This is a genomic window from Cellvibrio sp. BR (genome assembly GCF_000263355.1).
Lineage (GTDB): Bacteria > Pseudomonadota > Gammaproteobacteria > Pseudomonadales > Cellvibrionaceae > Cellvibrio.
This window is the reverse complement of the sequence record NZ_JH668202.1, coordinates 140,698-158,964: the sequence shown is the minus strand read 5'-3', so window position 1 is coordinate 158,964 and position 18,267 is coordinate 140,698. Positions and strand designations below refer to the sequence as shown.

General features: G+C 46.1%; 16 protein-coding genes and 6 tRNA genes. 14 read left to right on the top strand and 8 right to left on the bottom strand.

Translation table 11 applies throughout. The features are described from left to right. Window position 1 precedes the first annotated feature (1 nt). Window positions 2-1,294, top strand: a complete 1,293-nt coding sequence (rhaI, locus tag O59_RS11035; RefSeq protein WP_007642586.1) for an L-rhamnose catabolism isomerase — start codon at window positions 2-4, stop codon at window positions 1,292-1,294. Window positions 1,295-1,372: 78 nt separating this feature from the next. Here the strand turns inward: rhaI and O59_RS11030 are convergent, their stop codons facing one another. Beyond that, on the bottom strand, window positions 1,373-2,308 hold the full coding sequence (locus tag O59_RS11030; RefSeq protein ID WP_007642584.1) for an NADP-dependent oxidoreductase: 936 nt from the start codon (window positions 2,306-2,308) through the stop codon (window positions 1,373-1,375). 240 nt (window positions 2,309-2,548) lie between these two features. Here O59_RS11030 and fbaA point away from each other — a divergent pair, with 240 nt between their 5' ends. From fbaA to O59_RS11015, 3 genes are all read left to right on the top strand, one after another. After that, complete coding sequence (gene fbaA, locus O59_RS11025; RefSeq protein ID WP_040392421.1) at window positions 2,549-3,634, top strand: class II fructose-bisphosphate aldolase; 1,086 nt, start codon at window positions 2,549-2,551, stop codon at window positions 3,632-3,634. After that, the gene (locus O59_RS11020) at window positions 3,634-4,614 is read left to right on the top strand and encodes a class 1 fructose-bisphosphatase (RefSeq protein WP_007642580.1); all 981 of its coding nucleotides are present in this window, start codon (window positions 3,634-3,636) and stop codon (window positions 4,612-4,614) included. The genes fbaA and O59_RS11020 overlap by 1 nt, the downstream gene beginning before the upstream one ends. 122 nt (window positions 4,615-4,736) lie before the next feature. Then, a complete protein-coding gene (locus O59_RS11015; RefSeq protein ID WP_157152553.1) occupies window positions 4,737-5,720 on the top strand; it encodes a family 43 glycosylhydrolase in 984 nt (327 codons plus the stop codon). Here the strand turns inward: O59_RS11015 and O59_RS11010 are convergent. Together O59_RS11010 and O59_RS11005 are read right to left on the bottom strand one after the other, a co-directional pair. Next, window positions 5,717-6,916 carry an MFS transporter gene (locus O59_RS11010; protein WP_232283078.1) on the bottom strand — a complete coding sequence of 400 codons (1,200 nt, stop codon included), beginning with the start codon at window positions 6,914-6,916 and terminating at the stop codon, window positions 5,717-5,719. The two genes, O59_RS11015 and O59_RS11010, sit on opposite strands and share 4 nt — an antisense overlap. Window positions 6,917-7,068: 152 nt before the next feature. Then, on the bottom strand, window positions 7,069-7,869 hold the full coding sequence (locus tag O59_RS11005; RefSeq protein ID WP_007642577.1) for a hypothetical protein: 801 nt from the start codon (window positions 7,867-7,869) through the stop codon (window positions 7,069-7,071). A 242-nt stretch (window positions 7,870-8,111) separates the two neighbouring features. On the opposite strand from O59_RS11005, the gene O59_RS11000 reads away from it, so the two are divergent. From O59_RS11000 to O59_RS10985, 4 genes are all read left to right on the top strand, one after another. Beyond that, a tRNA-Glu gene (locus O59_RS11000) sits at window positions 8,112-8,187 on the top strand. A gap of 4 nt (window positions 8,188-8,191) precedes the next feature. Further along, window positions 8,192-8,267 (top strand) — tRNA-Gly (locus O59_RS10995). A gap of 97 nt (window positions 8,268-8,364) precedes the next feature. Continuing rightward, window positions 8,365-8,440: transfer RNA gene (locus O59_RS10990), tRNA-Glu, on the top strand. A gap of 6 nt (window positions 8,441-8,446) precedes the next feature. Beyond that, window positions 8,447-8,522, top strand: a tRNA-Gly gene (locus O59_RS10985). Window positions 8,523-8,731: 209 nt separating this feature from the next. Here the strand turns inward: O59_RS10985 and O59_RS10980 are convergent. Further along, on the bottom strand, window positions 8,732-9,154 hold the full coding sequence (locus O59_RS10980; RefSeq protein ID WP_198284790.1) for a PA2817 family protein: 423 nt from the start codon (window positions 9,152-9,154) through the stop codon (window positions 8,732-8,734). A 57-nt stretch (window positions 9,155-9,211) separates the two neighbouring features. Between O59_RS10980 and O59_RS10975 the strand changes: the two genes are divergently transcribed. Genes O59_RS10975 through queF form a run of 3 tightly spaced genes read left to right on the top strand, consistent with a single transcriptional unit; the run spans window position 9,212 to window position 11,798 of the window. Beyond that, a complete protein-coding gene (locus O59_RS10975; protein ID WP_007642575.1) occupies window positions 9,212-10,159 on the top strand; it encodes an ABC transporter ATP-binding protein in 948 nt (315 codons plus the stop codon). Between the two features lie 2 nt (window positions 10,160-10,161). Beyond that, a complete protein-coding gene (locus O59_RS10970; RefSeq protein ID WP_007642574.1) occupies window positions 10,162-10,935 on the top strand; it encodes an ABC transporter permease in 774 nt (257 codons plus the stop codon). A gap of 20 nt (window positions 10,936-10,955) precedes the next feature. Beyond that, window positions 10,956-11,798: an NADPH-dependent 7-cyano-7-deazaguanine reductase QueF gene (gene queF / locus O59_RS10965; RefSeq protein WP_007642573.1), complete on the top strand. Its 843-nt coding sequence runs from the start codon at window positions 10,956-10,958 to the stop codon at window positions 11,796-11,798. Window positions 11,799-11,866: 68 nt separating this feature from the next. Here the strand turns inward: queF and O59_RS10960 are convergent, their stop codons facing one another. Beyond that, the gene (locus O59_RS10960) at window positions 11,867-13,249 is read right to left on the bottom strand and encodes an adenylate/guanylate cyclase domain-containing protein (protein ID WP_007642569.1); all 1,383 of its coding nucleotides are present in this window, start codon (window positions 13,247-13,249) and stop codon (window positions 11,867-11,869) included. Window positions 13,250-13,387: 138 nt separating this feature from the next. Then, on the bottom strand, window positions 13,388-14,623 hold the full coding sequence (locus tag O59_RS10955; protein ID WP_007642568.1) for a hypothetical protein: 1,236 nt from the start codon (window positions 14,621-14,623) through the stop codon (window positions 13,388-13,390). A gap of 195 nt (window positions 14,624-14,818) precedes the next feature. Between O59_RS10955 and O59_RS10950 the strand changes: the two genes are divergently transcribed. The 3 genes from O59_RS10950 (at window position 14,819) to O59_RS10940 (ending at window position 15,845) form a co-directional block, all read left to right on the top strand. Next, window positions 14,819-15,394, top strand: a complete 576-nt coding sequence (locus O59_RS10950; protein ID WP_040392224.1) for a nitroreductase — start codon at window positions 14,819-14,821, stop codon at window positions 15,392-15,394. A gap of 105 nt (window positions 15,395-15,499) precedes the next feature. After that, window positions 15,500-15,587 (top strand) — tRNA-Ser (locus tag O59_RS10945). Window positions 15,588-15,768: 181 nt separating this feature from the next. Beyond that, window positions 15,769-15,845, top strand: a tRNA-Arg gene (locus tag O59_RS10940). A 93-nt stretch (window positions 15,846-15,938) separates the two neighbouring features. Here the strand turns inward: O59_RS10940 and O59_RS10935 are convergent. Then, window positions 15,939-16,925, bottom strand: coding sequence for a tyrosine-type recombinase/integrase (locus O59_RS10935; RefSeq protein ID WP_007642566.1), 987 nt, complete (start codon window positions 16,923-16,925; stop codon window positions 15,939-15,941). After that, complete coding sequence (locus O59_RS10930) at window positions 16,925-18,196, bottom strand: hypothetical protein (protein ID WP_007642564.1); 1,272 nt, start codon at window positions 18,194-18,196, stop codon at window positions 16,925-16,927. Before O59_RS10930 ends, O59_RS10935 begins: the two co-directional genes overlap by 1 nt. Between the last annotated feature and the right edge of the window lie 71 nt (window positions 18,197-18,267).

Below are 18,267 nucleotides of genomic sequence, written 5' to 3'. Positions count from 1 at the left end.
CATGAGACGCATAGATTCAGCTGTATTACACGAGCAAAACGAAAAAGAATTTGCATTTCTGCAAACGGATTTTAATGCGCTGGGTGAAAAACTCAGTCGCGATGGCATCGATATAGAAGCCATCACCAAAGCGGCAGAAGCCTTTCAAATCGCTGTACCGTCCTGGGGAACTGGCACCGGCGGCACTCGTTTTGCGCGTTTCCCCGGTCAGGGCGAGCCGCGCAATATTTTTGAAAAGGTGGAAGACTGCGCGGTGATTAACGAATTATCCGGTTGTACCGACAGCATTTCGCCGCATTTTCCCTGGGACAAGGTGGATGACTTTGCGGAATTAAAACAACATGCCGATGCTTACGGTTTGAAATGGGTATCGGTTAATTCCAACACCTTTCAGGATCAACCCGGCCAAGCGGTCTCTTATAAATACGGCAGTCTGAGTAACACTGAAAAAGCCTCGCGCGATTTAGCCATCCAACACAATCTGGATTGCATCAGCTATGGCCAACAACTCGGCGCTAAAAGTTTAACTGTGTGGGTGGGCGATGGCTCCAACCACCCAGGCCAGCAACATTTCCAGCGCGCCTTTGAGCGCTACCTGGCCAGCGCCGAACAAATTTATAAAGGCCTACCGGCGGATTGGGAAATGCACCTTGAACACAAAATGTTTGAGCCAGCGTTTTACTCCACCGTGATTCAGGATTGGGGTAGCAGCATTCTGGCTGCCATGCACTTGGGGCCAAAATGTAAATCGCTGGTGGATTTGGGGCACCATGCGCCCAACACCAATATTGAAATGATTGTAGCGCGTTTGATCCAATTTAAAAAATTGGGCGGCTTCCATTTTAACGACAGTAAATACGGCGATGACGATTTGGATTCAGGTTCATTGCAACCCTACCAACAATTCCTGATTTTTAATGAATTGGTGGATGCTGAGCATCGTAAAGAATCCGAATTTAATCCGGCTTATATGCTCGATCAATCGCATAATGTAACCGACCCAATTGAAAGTTTGGTGACCTCGGCGATTGAAGTGCAACGCTCTTATATCAAAGCATTGTTGGTGAACCGCGAAGCGCTTTACGGCTATCAGGACGCTAACGATGCGATTATGGCCTCGGGTGAATTAAAACGCGCTTTCAATTTTGATGTGGCGCCTATCCTTGCGATGGCGCGCTATCGCAAAGGGGCCGCGATTAATCCGCTCAAAACTTATCGTGCGGCTAACTACCGCAATGCGATGGCGCCGGTTCGTCCGCGCGATCCTAAAGCGACTGGCTCGGGTATTATCTAAGCCATTAACTGATACAAAAAGAGCGCCAATGCGGCGCTCTTTTTGTTTGTGGGTTAGCGTGCTTATTGGCTAAGCAGATCAGGGTTTGCCGATATGCAAAACAATTTTTCCATCGGCGCGGCCGGATTCACTGAGCGCATGGGCTTTTACAATATCTTCCAGTGCAAACTCGGCGGCAATAATCGGGCGAATTTTTCCGGCGTCAACCAGCGCTGCCAATTCTGTTAAAACCGCGGCGTCGGGTTGAATAAATACAAATGCGCCGCGTGCGGAATGTGCTGCTGCTTTTTCTGCTGCGGGCGGGCTCACTACTGAAACTAAAATGCCACCTTCTTTGAGTGAAGCCCAGGATTTTTCCTGCACTTCGCCGCCAATAGTGTCAAACACTATGTCCATGCCGTGAACCACATGGTCGAATTCCTGGGTGCGATAATCGATAACCTGATCGGCGCCAAGGGATTTCACTAGCGGAATATTTTTTGTGGAAGTAGTGGCTACCACATGAGCGCCAAATGCCTTGGCCAGTTGCACTGCCAGTGAGCCTACACCGCCGGAACCCGCGTGAATTAGTACGCGGTCGCCAGCTTTGATGGCTGCCGTTTTAACTAATACATCCCATGCGGTAATACCGGCCAGTGGCAGTGAGGCGGCACTTGCATGAGTAATGGTTTTAGGTTTGAGTGCGACTTCATTTTCATCAATCGCAATAAATTCGGCATAACCACCATCGCGTAAAATATTGGGGCGTGAATAAACCGCGTCACCCGGTTTAAATTTTGTAACACCACTACCCACGGACTCTATCACACCTGAAATATCCCACCCCAAAATAAGCGGGAATGAGTAGGGCAGCATGTCTTTCAAGTAACCGGCGCGAATTTTCCAATCCACCGGGTTTATTGCACTGGCTACTACGCGTACCAGTACATCCTTTTCTCCTGGTTGCGGCATGGGCGCATCTTCCAGTGTTAATACCTCTTGCCCGCCATAGGCATGAATTCTGACTGCTTTCATCGCATGTGCCTCTTTAATCCTGATGTTTACTACTGTCTGACCATAGCCGTTCAGTGAGTTATATCAAGGGGAATCATTATTTTGTAGTCGAGAGTTAGTGCGCTGGTCATGTTTCGACTAAGCCCATTCATTTTGTGATCTTATGTGATCGAAAAGCGACTTTTTGTTGTTGTTTGTGATTGAAATTAATTGAAAAAGAATTAATATGATCGTATTGCAACAGGAGTAATGAACAAAATCATGATTAGCTTGCGAAAACTTGTCCAACCCGGTGTTGTTACTGGTAGTGATTTACAAACGGTCTATGCCGATGCCAAGGCAAATAACTACGCCATACCCGCCGTAAATGTCATTGGTACCAATTCCATCAATGCTGCACTCGAAGCGGCACGCAATGTGGGTTCGCCGGTTATTATTCAGTTGTCTCACGGTGGCGCTACGTTTTTTGCCGGTAAGGGGCTCAAGCTCTCCGGGCAAGATACGGCGGTGTTGGGGGCAGTCGCGGCAGCAAAGTATGTGCATGAGGTGGCGGCTTACTATGAAGTGCCAGTGGTGTTGCATACCGATCATGCAGCCAAAAAATTATTACCCTGGATTGATGGATTGTTAGTCGCGGGTAAACGCCATCTCGAACAGACTGGCAAACCTTTATTCAGCTCACACATGATTGACTTGTCGGAAGAGTCTCTCATTGAAAATATTGCCATTAGTGCACGCTATCTGGAAAAAATGGCGCCCATGGGTATGGGGCTGGAAATTGAATTGGGTTGTACCGGTGGCGAAGAAGATGGTGTTGATAATAGCCACATGGATAAATCGGCGCTTTACACTCAGCCAGCGGATGTGGCTTACGCCTATCAGCAACTGGCATCCATCAGTAAAAAATTTACCATCGCCGCTTCCTTTGGCAATGTGCACGGTGTTTATAACCCCGGTAATGTGCAATTAAAGCCAACGATTTTGAAAGATTCACAAGTCTTTGTTAGTAAAGAATTTGGCTTGGCAAAAAATGCACTGGATTTTGTATTTCATGGCGGCTCCGGATCTGCCCCGCGCGATATTGCAGAAGCGATTGACTACGGTGTGGTAAAAATGAATATCGATACCGATACCCAATGGGCTTTTTGGCAGGGCGTGTTGAATTTTTATCGCACTAATGCCAATTGTTTGCACAGTCAATTAGGCAATGACAAAGGCCCGGATGCACCCAACAAAAAATTCTATGACCCGCGTGTATGGTTGCGTAGTGCAGAGCAGGCAATGGTCGCTCGTTTAACCGAGTCTTTTGTGCAATTAAATTGTGTTGGACGCTACAAGGCAAACTAATGATTTCGTTTAAAACATTATTGGCGCAAGAAAATGCGGCTCCGGAATTAATTGATCTGGTTGTGGTAATTTTATCCACCTGTCACCACATTGCTGAACAAGTTGGTCACGGTGCCTTGGGTAATACGCTTGGTGTAACCGACGCGGAAAATGTGCAGGGCGAAGTACAAAAAAAATTAGATGTAATCGCCAATGATTTATTAATTGAAGCACTGACTGCTCAAGGCTCGGTAAGAGCAATCGCCTCCGAAGAGGAAGAACATGCGCGGCTTGCTTGCTCCGGTGCGCCCTATTTGGTTGCATTTGATCCACTTGATGGTAGTAGCAATATCGATGTGAATGGCCAAATCGGTACAATTTTTACTATTTTGAAGGCGCGGGATGATGTGCCTGATCATAGCGACGAGCAATTTTTTCAAACCGGTAGGGATCAGCTTTGTGCGGGTTATGTGCTCTATGGGCCTTACACCACATTGGTAATATCTACAGGAGCGGTGGTGCATGAATTCACGCTCAATAAAAGTAATGGCGAATTTATTTCATCAAAAAAAGATATTGTTTTTCAGCAGGGCACGCGTGAATTTTCCGCCAATATGGCGAATTTGTTTTATTGGCCAAAACCGTTTCAGAATTATATAACCAGCTTGATCGCCCCCCAGCCTGCGAATACCCGTTTTAATATGCGCTGGCAGGGGGCGATGGTGGGGGACGTGCACCGTATTCTCACGCGCGGCGGTGTTTTTATTTACCCAAGTGATACGCGCGATGTTGCACAGCCAGCCAAGTTGCGTTTGTTGTATGAGGCGTTTCCTATGGCGCTATTGGTAGAGGCGGCCGGTGGTTGTGGTTACACCGAGGCAGGGCGAATCCTCGACACACCATTAACCCAGTTACATCAGCGTACTCCGGTTATTTTGGGGGATAAAAACTGGGCAAATGCTTGTTTTACTGCATTGTCGATAATCAATACCGCCGCATAATGTGTCAGCTGGGTTAAGGTTTTTTGCTAGGCCTTGGATGCTACATATCCAAGTTGTCGTCGTCGTTTCGCCGGCTTAATTGCCGGCGTTTTTTATTCTGCAAATTGTTTGAGGTAGTGACCATGTTCACTTCGGGATTGCATCGGCTGTTAGTGATTGTTGGATTGCTCGCGAGTCTTTCAGGCTGCGTATCAGGTATCGTTGAAAACAATACATCAAGCAAAACCGCATACTTGTTCACTTACTTCACCAAAAATGGGGAGGACGGTTTACATCTCGCGGTGAGTAGGGATGGTTATCATTGGCAAAAAGTTCCGCGTGCAGAAAATCATTGGCGACCAGCTATCGGCAAATCCAGGTTGATGCGTGACCCAAGTGTGGCGCAGGGGCCGGATGGCACTTATCACATGGTGTGGACATCGGGCTGGAATGAAAACAATATTGGTTATGCATCCACCAAAGATTTTGTAAATTGGACAGCGCAAAAAGAAATTCCGGTAATGGCCCATGAACCCAGTGTGCGTAATACTTGGGCGCCAGAAATTATTTATGACGAGGTCAGCAAAAATTTTGTGATTTTTTGGTCATCGACCATTCCGGGTAAATTTCCGGCAACAGATGGAGCGTCTGAGGATAATTACAATCATCGCCTTTACGTTACTACCACGCAGGATTTTCTAACCTTCACTCCCACCCAATTATTTTACGACCCAGGTTTCAGTGTGATTGATGCGACGTTTTTGCGCTTCAATGGCAAATTGCATTTTATTGTGAAAGATGAAACCCGTTTCCCGCCCAAAAAATATTTGCAGGTCGCCTCCGCTAACAGTTTGCAGGGGCCTTTTGGAACATTGAGTGACCCCATCACCAAGGAAGGGTTGTGGGTGGAGGGGCCAACTGGGGTACAAATTGGTGATAGTGCGGTGATCTATTACGATGCTTATACCACGCATCGATACGGCGCCTTGCGCTCAAGCGATATGATCAACTGGGAAGATGTATCAGATCAGATGCACTTCCCCGATGAAGGTACTCCGGTGCGCATGCGTCACGGCACGGTCATTCCCGTGCCGGTAGCACTGGTTGAAAAATTGATTTCACCCTAACCGTTTTTGATGGAATCTTTTTTGGCTAGAGCGTAAATACCCAAACCGGCGATGGACAGTATCAATCCCACCCAGCCGGTAGATGACCAACCAAGGCCCAAGTCGATTGCCCAGCCACCGAGTAGTGCACCAATGGCGTTGGCAAAGTTAAATGCGGAGTGATTAAGTGCTGCTGCCAGGGTTTGTGCCTTGCCAGCAACATCCATCAGGCGAATTTGCAGGGCGGGGCCAATTGCCACCACTGTGCCGACTAAAAATACATTAATGCAGGCAATCCACAGCACATGGGCAGTCAGCACAAAGGCTCCCAGTACCAACGCTGACCAAATTAAGGTTGCGCGTACAGACCCCATCAAATCCTTGTCGGCCATTTTGGAGCCCACAATATTACTTACCACCATGCCTGCGCCGAACAGAGCCAAGATAAATGGCACGCCCGCTTCGGTGAGCCCCGCCAGCGCCATCAAGCTCGGTTTGACGTAGCTGAACACGGCAAACATCCCCCCAAAACCTATGGCGCCGATTCCGAGCGTCAGCCAAACCTGTTTATTGCCCAGGGCTGCCAGTTCGCTCCGTGGGCTTGCCGACTTATCCCGAGGTATAACCGGTAGCCAGTAAAAAATCATCACCGCTGATAACAGAGCTATTAGCGCCACAAATACAAATGCGAAACGCCATCCCAACCATTGGCCCAGTGCGGCAGCTAGCGGTACACCAATTAATGTCGCAAGTGACAGCCCCAGCATCGCCATAGCTACAGCTTGGGCGCGTTTGTGCACTGGAACTAATGAGGCGGCAACCAGCGCAGCGATACCAAAATAAGTGCCGTGTGGTAAACCACTCATGAAGCGCATTGCCATCATCCACTGATAATCGGCAGCGAATGCACTGGCAAGGTTTCCCGCCGTGAAGAGCGCCATCAGAATAATTAGCATCAAACGACGCGACACCCGTGCGCCGAGCAGCGCCAGTATGGGAGCACCTATCACTACACCCAGCGCATAAGCGCTAATAGTGTGACCTGCTTGGGGGATGCTAATGGCAAGGTCTGCCGATACTTCCGGCAGGAGCCCCATAATCACAAATTCACTGGTTCCCACCGCAAAACTACCCACACCCATCGCCACTAACGGGCGAACCACCTCGGCGCGCGACTTAATTGTGAGCGATACATCACTCTGGGTTACATCTAACATCAAAAACATTCTCAGGGGCAGGGCATAAAAAGGAGGCGCATATTATGGAGGGAGCGGTCTGACTGACAATATTTTTTTGGATTTAATTATCAGCCAGGGGATGTTGCGTTTTTATTGCAGATTTGGGGGGAAGGGGCTGAGTTCAGTAGGGTTTAATCGTAAATGGATTTCTTTTTCCATTTTTCGTTTTCTTCCTCAAACTGTTTCCACTCTTTGCTGCTGGTGCTGTCATCTACCTGCCGTTTGGGAGTGGCAGTTGCTCCATTAGCGGTGGCTGCTTCTCCACTAACATCAGCCTTTTCTTCCAGTTTGGCCATGACAGCATCCAGCTGGGCGATTTGTTTATCAAACAAATGACTGCCGTTACCCGCGGCCAGTGCTTTACGCGCGAGGCCGTAGTGATGGATTGCGAGCCGCACTTTGCCAATTTGTTGTGCTTGGCGGGCGTTAAATACATGACCATCCACAGTAATTTGTAGCGTTAGCCGATTGATTTGATCCGTATAAGCCTCGGTTTGTACCTGATTGATATGGTTTAGCGCGGATTGTTGCAGCACAAACTTGTGCAGCTCTTGCAGTAGGTGATTGGCTTCTTTTATTTGTTGGGGATTGTCCAGCCTGACCTTGTTTTGGCCGCTGGCTTCCTTTTGTGCAGCCAGTAAGTTGGTGTAAAGGCTTAGATTTTCGGCATGGGCAGGGTCATTAGGTTCAAGGCGCGAGAGTTGTTCGCAGCAGTCAATTAATGCGCGATAAAGTAAGCCGGTTAAGTCATTGGAAAGAAAGCCTTGAGGAAATCCTGTGGCCAGGTCGCGAAATGAATTGCGGCGCGCGCGTAAAGCGGTCACCAGTCTTTGTCGCTGTATACGTTTCTTTTCTATTGAGTGGGAGATAAATAGATAGCCTGCCAATAAAATCAGCAAAACAAAAATTCCGGCGATTACATAAGCAGACATGATGGTTTAAGAACCTTATTGATTAAATGCTGGGCAAACTCATGCAACAAGTATAGCACCGATAAAATTGGCGTCAGAATTTGAATAGGCGAACCTGAAGCGATGAGCTAAGTGCTTGTTTCCGCAATGATAAAAAAAGAATTAAAAGTGTTGACACCTGCTGCATCCGACCCTAGAATGCGCCCCACTTCTGACGCAGACGTTAACTTGAAAAAGAAAACAAAAGTGTTGGAAGGTCCGGGGTCCCCTTCGTCTAGTGGCCTAGGACACCGCCCTTTCACGGCGGTAACAGGGGTTCGAGTCCCCTAGGGGACGCCATATAGCGGGAATAGCTCAGTTGGTAGAGCATAACCTTGCCAAGGTTAGGGTCGCGAGTTCGAGTCTCGTTTCCCGCTCCAACTTCCATCTGGAAGTTAAGTTCAATAGAAATTAAGCAAAAGTTTTAAACTGTTAGTGAAGTGTATTTTATTGTTATCGCTCGATAGCAATTGAAATGTCCCCTTCGTCTAGTGGCCTAGGACACCGCCCTTTCACGGCGGTAACAGGGGTTCGAGTCCCCTAGGGGACGCCACATTTAGCGGGAATAGCTCAGTTGGTAGAGCATAACCTTGCCAAGGTTAGGGTCGCGAGTTCGAGTCTCGTTTCCCGCTCCAATTTCTCTAGCAGAAATTCTAAAGTTAAAAATGTGCGTCTTTCTTGCTTGTACCCTCGATCCAGTCTATTCCTTTCCTTGCAAAAAATTTATACGTCTCATGCTCAATAATTAATTATTTGGATTGTCCTTTTATTTGTATTTGTTGATCTATTCCTTTGGTGAAGTAGTTGTTCACGTCCCTGTGTTAAATTTGGTTCGCTTAATTTTTCAGTGCATTCCCATGAGTTTGGCTCGAGCCTCTTTGTAATCAAAGGGTTGCTGCTCACTTTTTGCAATTTCGCGTAACTCATCCAATTGTTGGAATATGCTTATCTCTTCGTCTGGCATGTAATGTAGGCAGTCTCCACCAAAAAACCATAGTAGGTCGCGATAGAGGAGTGGCATCAGGTGAGGGTAAGCGCCCACAATGCGGCACATCAGTAGTTGACCCTTGTCCAGCCAATCAGAGTTATGTGGATTGTTGGCGAGATCATCGAGTGCAGCTAAAAACTCTGCATCATCTGTAGTAGCTTCTTCAAGGTTAAAGGGGGGAAGCTGTTTAATTTGCGCAGTAAACGCATTAAGTAAGTCCAAATGATATATGTAATACTCTTTATCGTATTGGTTCTCTTCGAAACTTGAAATCGACATACTTAGCCTTAAGTTGAGGTTTGGTTTTTTGATCTTCCACTATTTCCGCGAGGGGTTATGACTCCGGCACTCTCAATCAGAAATCTGCGTAAAGTTTACAACGAAAAGTTCGAAGCACTGAAAGGTATTTCACTGGATGTAATGCCCGGTGATTTTTTCGCGGTGCTCGGCCCCAATGGTGCGGGTAAATCTACCACCATCGGTATTATCAGTTCACTTGTGCGTAAAACAGCCGGTACGGTTGAGGTTTTCGGTAAAAATATCGATACCGATTTCTCCGCTGCTAAAAAATATCTTGGCGTTGTTCCCCAGGAGTTTAATTTTAGTATGTTCGAGAAGGTGCAGGACATTGTTCTGCAGCAGGCTGGTTATTACGGCATGGGGCGTAGCAAAGCGCTTGAGCAAACAGAGCGTTATTTGAAGCAACTTAGTTTGTGGGATAAGCGCGACACACCTGCGCGCATGTTGTCGGGTGGGATGAAGCGCCGTTTAATGATTGCACGCGCCTTGGTGCATGGGCCGCAGCTATTGATACTTGATGAGCCTACTGCAGGGGTTGATATCGAGTTGCGCCGCTCCATGTGGGATTTTTTGCGTGAAATAAATGCGGCAGGCACTACGATTATTTTAACTACTCATTATTTGGAGGAGGCAGAAAGCCTTTGTCGCAATGTAGCGATTATCGATCAAGGAATGATAGTGCAAAACACCAGCGTTAAAAATTTACTGCAGCAGCTCAATAAAGAGGTATTTATTTTCGATGTGCAGGGTAGTTTGAACGGTTTGCCAACGATTGATGGTCATAGAGTTGCAAAAATTGATGAACATTCATTTGAGGTAGACGTTGAAAAGGGGCAGTCACTCAATGCGGTATTCGAACAATTAACTGCACAGCAATTCCGTATAGTGAGTATGCGCAATAAGGCTAATCGCTTGGAGGAATTATTCGTTTCCATGGTTAATGCCAATAAAGATGCCGCACAATCTGTAGTAAAAGAGGGGTAAGCATGACAGCACATGAGCAGTGGATTGCGTTTATGACAATCCTGCGTAAAGAAGTTAAGCGTTTCACTCGTATTTGGGTACAAACCTTATTGCCTCCCGCAATAACCATGATTTTATATTTTGTTATTTTTGGAAAATTAATTGGTGGTCGCATTGGCGATATGGCGGGTTTTAGTTATATCGATTTTGTCGCGCCCGGCCTGATTATGATGGCGGTAATTACTAACTCCTATGCAAATGTTTCCTCTTCTTTTTTTAGTGCAAAATTTCAGCGTAGTGTAGAAGAAATTTTGGTGTCGCCTACACCCAACTATATTATTTTGTTGGGCTTCGTGATGGGTGGTGTTGCGCGTGGCATGGCAGTGGGCTTGATTGTCACCTTGATGTCGCTTGGCTTTACAGAGCTGCAAGTGCAGCATTGGTTTATCACTTTGTTTATTGTGCTAATGACATCGATATTATTTTCACTAGCAGGTTTTATCAATGCAGTCTATGCCAATACCTTTGATGATATATCCATCGTTCCTACTTTTATCCTAACGCCACTTACTTATTTTGGTGGTGTTTTTTATTCCATCAATTTATTGCCTGAATTTTGGCAGCAAGTGTCGGTATTTAATCCTATCTTGCATATGGTGAATGCGTTTCGCTACGGAATGTTGGGTATTACTGATGTGCATTTGGGAATGGCATTTGCAGGTTTGACACTGTGTGTTATGACATTATTTGCAGTAGCCTTATACTTACTAAAAAATGGCAAACGCTTGCGTGCCTGAACTATTTCCAAGGTGATTTTATGAATCTTAATCCTCTTGGGCAGCAAACTGAGTATGTATCGGTTTACTCGCCGCAGTTGCTGTTTCCTATTCCTCGTGCGGAATCGCGCAAGCTTTTGGGAATAGGGCGCGCGCTGCCTTTTTTTGGTGAAGATATCTGGACTGGTTACGAGCTATCCTGGCTTGACTCTCAAGGTAAGCCTGTTGTCGCGGTCGCGGAGTTTTTTATTCCCTGTGATAGCGAATTTATGATCGAGTCCAAATCATTCAAGTTGTATCTAAATTCGCTCAATCAAACTCGCTATCAAAGTGCGGCGGAAGTAGAAGAGTTGTTGGTTAAGGATTTGTCAGCTGTAGCGGGTGCCATGGTACGTGTGCATTTATTTCCTCTGCTGCCGTCGCAGATTTCCCATTGGCGGGCGCAACCGGCTCATTTATTAAATGCGGTGACGTTAGAGGGGGTTTTACTCGATGAATTATCGATCACTGTGGACGCCTATCATCCCAAGCCTGAGCTGCTGGTTACTACCGAGGAGCTGGTGAGTGAGTCGCTGATTAGTAACTTGCTGAAAACGAATTGTCCCGTGACGGGGCAGCCGGATTGGGCCAGTATTGTTGTGCGTTATAGCGGTAAGAAAATCGAGCACGAAAATCTGCTGCGTTACATTATTTCTTTTCGTGAACATCAGGATTTTCATGAGCATTGTGTGGAGCGGATTTTTAATGACATCGCAACCTATTGCAAGCCGGTGTCCTTAACCGTCTATGCGCGTTACACACGGCGCGGTGGCTTGGACATTAATCCATTTCGCTCTAGCAGTGCAGAAGAGAAGCCAAACCTGTTGCGTTTAGTTCGTCAGTAGTTGTACTAATTTTGGTGGGTTAATGGTTGGGGAAAACAGGGCATGCGCAAGCATGTCCTGTTTATGAATTAAACAATTACCTTGTCTTTTAGCCTACTGGCTGCCTTTTCGAGTGTCTCAATAACTTTTTGTTTGTCGTAATTACGCACTTTATCCATATCCAGATACATGGAGAAACCTTCGGCCCGATCTTCGAAGTAGCTTTGGTTTTTGCCCATCTCTTTACGTAAATCAGCAACTTGATAAACCTTAACGGGCATAGAAAAACCTTTCACGGTTATTTCGCCTTTATCGCGACACATTACGGTGTCTTTTACCAGTGACCAGGTTTCGTGTGAGATAAGAATTTCATCGGGTTCTGCTGCCGATTCTAATCGGCTTGCCAGGTTCACTTGGGTGCCGAGTACGGTGTAATCCAGATGATTTGATGTACCAAAGGTGCCCACTGTGCAGTAGCCGGTATTGATGCCCATGCGTACCTGCAGTGGTTTCTTAATCCCCTGATTAAACCATTCCACCTGCATGGCTTTAATGCGCTTTTTCATCGCAATGGCCATGGCGACACAACGTGTTGCATCATCTTTAACACCTTTGCTTGCACTATCACCAAACAAAACCATTATCCCATCGCCCATAAATTTATCGATAGTACCGCCGAAATGGGCAACAATTTTGGACATTTCGGTAAGGTAATGATTAAGGAGTTCGGTCAGCGCCTCTGCTTCGATTTCTTCCGAAAGTTGGCTGAAGTCTTTGATATCGGAGAAAAACACACTAATTCGTTTACGCTCGGCTTGTAGGTGTTTGTCGTCGCCGCGGTTAATGGCTTGCCATACGGTTGGTGGTAAATAGCGAGATAACTTATACGCGCGTATTTTGTGCCATTTTTGTTCATTCTCCAGTTGCTTCTGGCTGAGCATTAGTTTGTGGAGTCGTTGATGCATATAAATAGCATAAACCAAAAAATATGTTGCGACGCCAATAAGGCTGGCTGCGCTAATCTGGATATTGCCCGATAAAATTAGCTGTGGGCTGTGTATAAAAAGACTAATGAGTACACCTGCCGCAAAAGCGGTGTTGTCTTCCAGTAGTTTGCGTATGCCGCCGCTGATTAATGCGTTAAATTGAATCATTGTTAAGAACATGACGCAGGGCAGAATACTGAAGTCGGTGAGGCTTAATACAATGCCGATAAGTCCTGCATCTATGTATGAGAGCCAGCGGTTGTTACGTGCAACAAGTTCTGGAATTTGTTTCCGAGTAAAAAAATAGGTGCCATAGGCATAGGCCAGTAACAGCACTATAACGCCAATATATACAGGGCTTGGTTTGTTCCAATTAACAAATGAGGCGAGGGTGCCTGAGGCTGCAAAGCAGATAAGTGCGCGAAAGTAGTACTGTTGGATCGGAGTTTCAGTCTGCAGCGATTCGGAGTCGATCTTACTGGTCATTGGATAAAGCCTTATTGTTTTGTGCAGTAAGGTCTTCCCTGCAGAATGATTAACTCCCTGATGGTGCGGAAGGAATTAAACGGCTTTTCCATCAAAATGTCTACCTGTTGATTTCGATCGGGATTGGTTTTTGTCATATTATTTAAACTTCAGCTCAAGATACTTTGCCTCCAGTTCTGCATATTCTTTACGCAGTTCGACAAGCTCCGTGTGAAAATGGTCGTCAGGCTGTTGGTTACTTTCTTTATTCTGTTTTTGGGAGCTGTTTTTGAGTTGATCGTTTTCCTTTTCAAGTTCCTCGATATTCTCCAGTAGACTCTTACTTTCATGGGTAAAACTGTGGAGAGTTTCTTTGATGCGCAGGTTTTCTTCTTCCAGCTGATGGTCGTTATCTATCTGGCCTTCCTGTATAGCAATTTTTTCGTTGGCTTTGGTGAGTTCTTCCTCCAATAGTTGGACGCAGGTGTCTGATTCTTGGACAAAACGAATTTGCCGCTGAAGTTGTTGTTCCAGTTCTTTAATAACCAGGTCTTTTTCTTCGGCAGTGACTGCTTCTTCCAGTTTGCGTTGCAAGTTGCTGATAACCCGATACTGATCTGCTGCCACATTGCGCAATTTCATTATCTCTTCGGCGGCACGCGGATCCTGACGAACTATATTGATGGTCTTGTTTTCAATGGGGCGACCTGTGATAGCGGCATTGGTTGAGCGTATGTGTTGATTCATGCTGTTATAACTATCGTTATATTGGCCTAATAAATACTCATAGCGCTCTTTATCTGCCATCTCATCTGCCATGGCATAGAGTTCGTTGTAATGCTGTTGTGCATTTGTTTGCGTTTCATCCCAGCGCTTTTCAAGGTCAAAGAACATTTTTTTAAATTTTTCCAGATTTCCAACACGCTTTTTATAGGTGTCCAGCTCCTCACTATTGCTGCCCTCATGCAATTCCTGAGGCCCCTGAAGTAATGGCTCCAATGTTTGTTGAAATATATCCCAATAGCCTTCACTGCCTTGGACGGCTGTTGTACCTAACTCTTCTGCACGCAAAAAAGCATAGCGTAAGGCTACAATCCGCTGATTCAGTGGTACATCGCTAGGCTGTATGCCTGCGATGTCACTGCGCGGTGCCAACAGGTTAAATCTGTCCTGGGTGAGCTCTACCTGCTCATAAATAAATTGTTTGTAAGGTTTGGCAGGGGTGGGTAGGGGGCCGTTGCTGTTTTGGATGGCATCAATAAACTCGCGCAACTTTTGTTGCTGCAGCCGCATTATTTTTTTCTGCCTGACAACGCTCATCAATAGTGCGATGGAGGCAACAAGTAGCAGTAAAAAAGGGGTGATTATTGCGATAATCAAGTTGGTTTGTTGCATATAAACTGCCGATAGTGGACTTATTGTCTGGTCGCATGATGGAGGTAGTTCCCGTTTATTAATTCTACTGGCGGGAATTACTTGAAAGTATGGTACAAATTTCACCAATATTCGAATAGCGCTCGCGTATTAGGAGCGTGTGGCCGTTATTGTTGCCGGTTTCCCAGTTAATGCTTTATTAAATAGATGAGTTTTATGGACGCAATCACCGTTTTACACCACAGAGTTTCACAATCCAAGCTGGCGTCGCCTGCGCCAGATCGCGAACAGTTAGATATTTTGATACGCGCCGCTACACGAGCGGCGGATCACGGCAATCTCCAGCCATGGCGTTTTTTGGTGATAGAGGGAGTGGGGTTGGAAAAGTTGGGTGAGTTGTTTGCTCGTGTTGCTGCCGAAAAAAAACCGGATATCAGCCAGGCAGAGTTGGATAGGTTCAAATCAATGCCATTGCGTGCTCCAATGATTATTGTCGCAATTGCTAAATGTCAGGTTCACCCCAAAATACCAAAAGTGGAGCAGCTCATTGCGGCGGGCGCCGCAGCGCAAAATATTCTCACTGCCAGTTTTGCGTTGGGTTTGGGGGCAATCTGGCGGACGGGTGATATGGCTTATGATGGCGCGATAAAACAAGCGCTCGGTTTAGTCAGTAATGAAGCGCTTGATGAACAGATTGTCGGCTTCATTTATATAGGCACACCTACCGGTAGTGCGCATCTTCCACGCGCAATAAATCCCTCAGACTTTTTTACTACATGGACGGGAGAATAAGATTGCGTTTGCAAGCCTGCTTGTGTAAATTAGCGCGCCTTCGCAGGGGTGACGATGGAGAGTCAGTCTGGCGAAGAACCGCATCAATTGTCGGCGGTAAAATACGGTGAGGTGTCCGAGTGGCCGAAGGAGCACGCCTGGAAAGTGTGTATACCGCAAGGTATCGAGGGTTCGACTCCCTCTCTCACCGCCATTTTAAAACGACATAGCGCCTGAACAGGGCGTAGACTTGCAAGTGGTTCGATATACACCCAAGTCGATTGGTTTTTGTACTTCATTGATTTATAAAGCATTATTTTAAAATTTCACAAAAGAAAAATTAAAAAACGCTTGACGACCTAAAGGTCAATCAATAGAATGCGCGCCAACAAGACGCACTCATAGCTCAGCTGGATAGAGTACTCGGCTACGAACCGAGCGGTCGGAGGTTCGAATCCTCCTGAGTGCACCATATAGAAGTCGCTAAACCCCTGATTATCCTAGAGATTTTCAGGGGTTTTTGCTTTCTGGGGTTTGCAGTGTCGATGAAGTGTCGATGACATTGTTAATCATCGACAGCCGGTCGAAATTTCACTGCTTCTAATAAATGATCTGGCGACAAATGCGAGTAGCGCATGGTCAAATTTATTGAGCTGTGACCAAGAATTCTTTGCAGCGTTAAAATATCCCCGCCATTCATCATGAAGTGACTCGCGTAAGTATGACGCAATGCGTGAGCCGCTTGACCCTTCGGTAATTTAAACGAACATTTTTCGAGCAGCCTACGAAATGCGCTGATCGATGTAGAGAATAATCTGTAATTTCCAGTCGAGTGAACTCGCAAATCATCTTCGAGTTTTTGGGTGATTGGAACTGTCCGGTTTTTTCCTGATTTGGTATCCAGAAACGTTAAGCGCGACTTTCCAATTTGCGATGGCGTTAATTTTTCCGCTTCACTCCAACGAGCACCAGTCTGTAAACAAACTCTTACGATCAAATAAAGGCACGGGTTTTTGGCTGCGTGAATCACTGACAATAATTCCTGGCACTGTTCAGTGGTCAGGTAGGAGAGTTCGCGCTCTTTAACCCTGATTGGCTTTACCTTGATTAGTGGCGACTGGTATTTAATCTGGTCGGTTTGCCACAAGTAGCCGTAAAGTGCATTTAGGTAGCCCAGTTCGTTATTGAGTGTTTTAGCGGAAACGCCATCTTGTGCACGTATCTGCCGGTAATTCAGGTATTGGGCAGGCGTGAGGTTTTTCGCTACAGGATCACCCAGCGCATTGCATAATGCGATCAACGACCGTTTACGGCGCTCAGGATCAGCCAAATGGATTCCGTGGTGCCCATACCACAGGTCGATTAGTTCAGAGAATTTGCGCTTGTCTGATTGAGGCGTGTTCCAGATTTCACCAGTGACTAATTTAGCCCTGATTTGATCTTCAAAACGTATGGCTTCAGTTTTGGTTTTGAATTTCCGGCGAAAGCGTTTGCCTTTTACGGGTTCGATATCCAAAAACCAGCGACCATCTTCAAGTTTTTCAATCGACATTAGATAGCTTTCCCCCAACGAATACAGCGTTCGGTTAGGAGCTTCCTAATGTGATCCCTCAAATCCATATCACCCATGCCTTTGTGTGCGTAAAACTCTTTGATAGTCGGCCAGAAGGGAAGTGATTGCAGTGCTTCTATGGTTTGTTTGGCGGTTAGCCGTTGACGTGCAGCAAGGCTTATAGCGTTGCCTATGAGTAATTCAATATTTTTACCGCTGAATCCTGTGCTGGTTTTGTAATAGCGCTTGTAGTCGGTTTTATCGAGGTGTGACGGCACTGGGACTTGTACCAGTACATCCTGCATTAACAGTGTCCATACGGGATGGAAACGATTAGGTGCGTTCAAAAATTTAAAGCTATCAAAGCCGTACTTTAAAAGCCCATCCAAATGGTGTGAAAGTGCGGTATAGCTTTTGAAGTAACAGGGCACATCACTATCGTGAAATTTACTGCCAGAGGCAAATTGCTCAACTACGGAATGGTGAAAGCGAAACTCAATGCGCCAGACTGGTTTTGTGTCGTCATAGTTGTCTGGTGTGTCTTCAAATGGGTTGTCAGTTTTGCGCCATGTATCTTCCCAAAAGTCGAGTTTATCCGTGGCTTTTGCCTGTTTGGTTTTGTTGTAGATGCACAATTGCATCGATGATGGTGAACCAAACATATAAGTTTCACCGCGACCATAGGTCACTGATAGGTGATCAAAATCGAGTGTTTCTATGGTGTCGAACTGGCGAACAGTACGTGAACGACAGTGCATGCGAGCGACTATATCTGCCGGAGGTTCCCAGCCTTGGACATCTACCGCGATATGTACGGCAGTTTGGTTGTAATCAATATTATCCAGTACAAGGTCAGCGAAGCTATCCATTAGCTCTTGCAGTTGTGCAGGACTGTATTCGTCAATCAGGTGTGGCGAGACTTCGATTTTTAAGTGTGGGCCAACTGACTCAGGTTTAACGTTGAAATTCTTAATCAGTAGGATTAACCCTAAATCCGCATTTTGTAATTTGAATTGATAGCCTGAATCACGACCTATACGACCCGCATGCCATTCATGACCACCAAAAAAGACCAAACCGGTTTTCTCGAACAGATCGAGAACACCGTTTTTAATGTATCCGCGATAAAGTTGGCGAACAGTATCAACACCACAACGCAAAATATTTAATCCGGATAAGTCGCAGAATTTTTTCCCATCAAAAAATAACCGTCCTTTGCTGTCCGGTTGAAAGTCATGGTTCAAACGTTCGTAGTGAGTTGGTTTTTTCATTTTCTTAGCCTTTATAGTGGTCTAATGAGGTGTTCAAGAACTGTTTATAAGACGTGTTACAGGGACGTCTC

Bases quoted from the DNA above. Each gene is read 5' to 3' on its own strand.
- rhaI (WP_007642586.1), top strand. From the start codon at position 2: ATGAGACGCATAGATTCAGCTGTATTACACGAGCAAAACGAAAAAGAA.
- O59_RS11030 (WP_007642584.1), bottom strand. From the start codon at position 2,308: ATGAAAGCAGTCAGAATTCATGCCTATGGCGGGCAAGAGGTATTAACA.
- fbaA (WP_040392421.1), top strand. From the start codon at position 2,549: ATGATTAGCTTGCGAAAACTTGTCCAACCCGGTGTTGTTACTGGTAGT.
- O59_RS11020 (WP_007642580.1), top strand. From the start codon at position 3,634: ATGATTTCGTTTAAAACATTATTGGCGCAAGAAAATGCGGCTCCGGAA.
- O59_RS11015 (WP_157152553.1), top strand. From the start codon at position 4,737: ATGTTCACTTCGGGATTGCATCGGCTGTTAGTGATTGTTGGATTGCTC.
- O59_RS11010 (WP_232283078.1), bottom strand. From the start codon at position 6,916: ATGTTAGATGTAACCCAGAGTGATGTATCGCTCACAATTAAGTCGCGC.
- O59_RS11005 (WP_007642577.1), bottom strand. From the start codon at position 7,869: ATGTCTGCTTATGTAATCGCCGGAATTTTTGTTTTGCTGATTTTATTG.
- O59_RS10980 (WP_198284790.1), bottom strand. From the start codon at position 9,154: ATGTCGATTTCAAGTTTCGAAGAGAACCAATACGATAAAGAGTATTAC.
- O59_RS10975 (WP_007642575.1), top strand. From the start codon at position 9,212: ATGACTCCGGCACTCTCAATCAGAAATCTGCGTAAAGTTTACAACGAA.
- O59_RS10970 (WP_007642574.1), top strand. From the start codon at position 10,162: ATGACAGCACATGAGCAGTGGATTGCGTTTATGACAATCCTGCGTAAA.
- queF (WP_007642573.1), top strand. From the start codon at position 10,956: ATGAATCTTAATCCTCTTGGGCAGCAAACTGAGTATGTATCGGTTTAC.
- O59_RS10960 (WP_007642569.1), bottom strand. From the start codon at position 13,249: ATGACCAGTAAGATCGACTCCGAATCGCTGCAGACTGAAACTCCGATC.
- O59_RS10955 (WP_007642568.1), bottom strand. From the start codon at position 14,623: ATGCAACAAACCAACTTGATTATCGCAATAATCACCCCTTTTTTACTG.
- O59_RS10950 (WP_040392224.1), top strand. From the start codon at position 14,819: ATGGACGCAATCACCGTTTTACACCACAGAGTTTCACAATCCAAGCTG.
- O59_RS10935 (WP_007642566.1), bottom strand. From the start codon at position 16,925: ATGTCGATTGAAAAACTTGAAGATGGTCGCTGGTTTTTGGATATCGAA.
- O59_RS10930 (WP_007642564.1), bottom strand. From the start codon at position 18,196: ATGAAAAAACCAACTCACTACGAACGTTTGAACCATGACTTTCAACCG.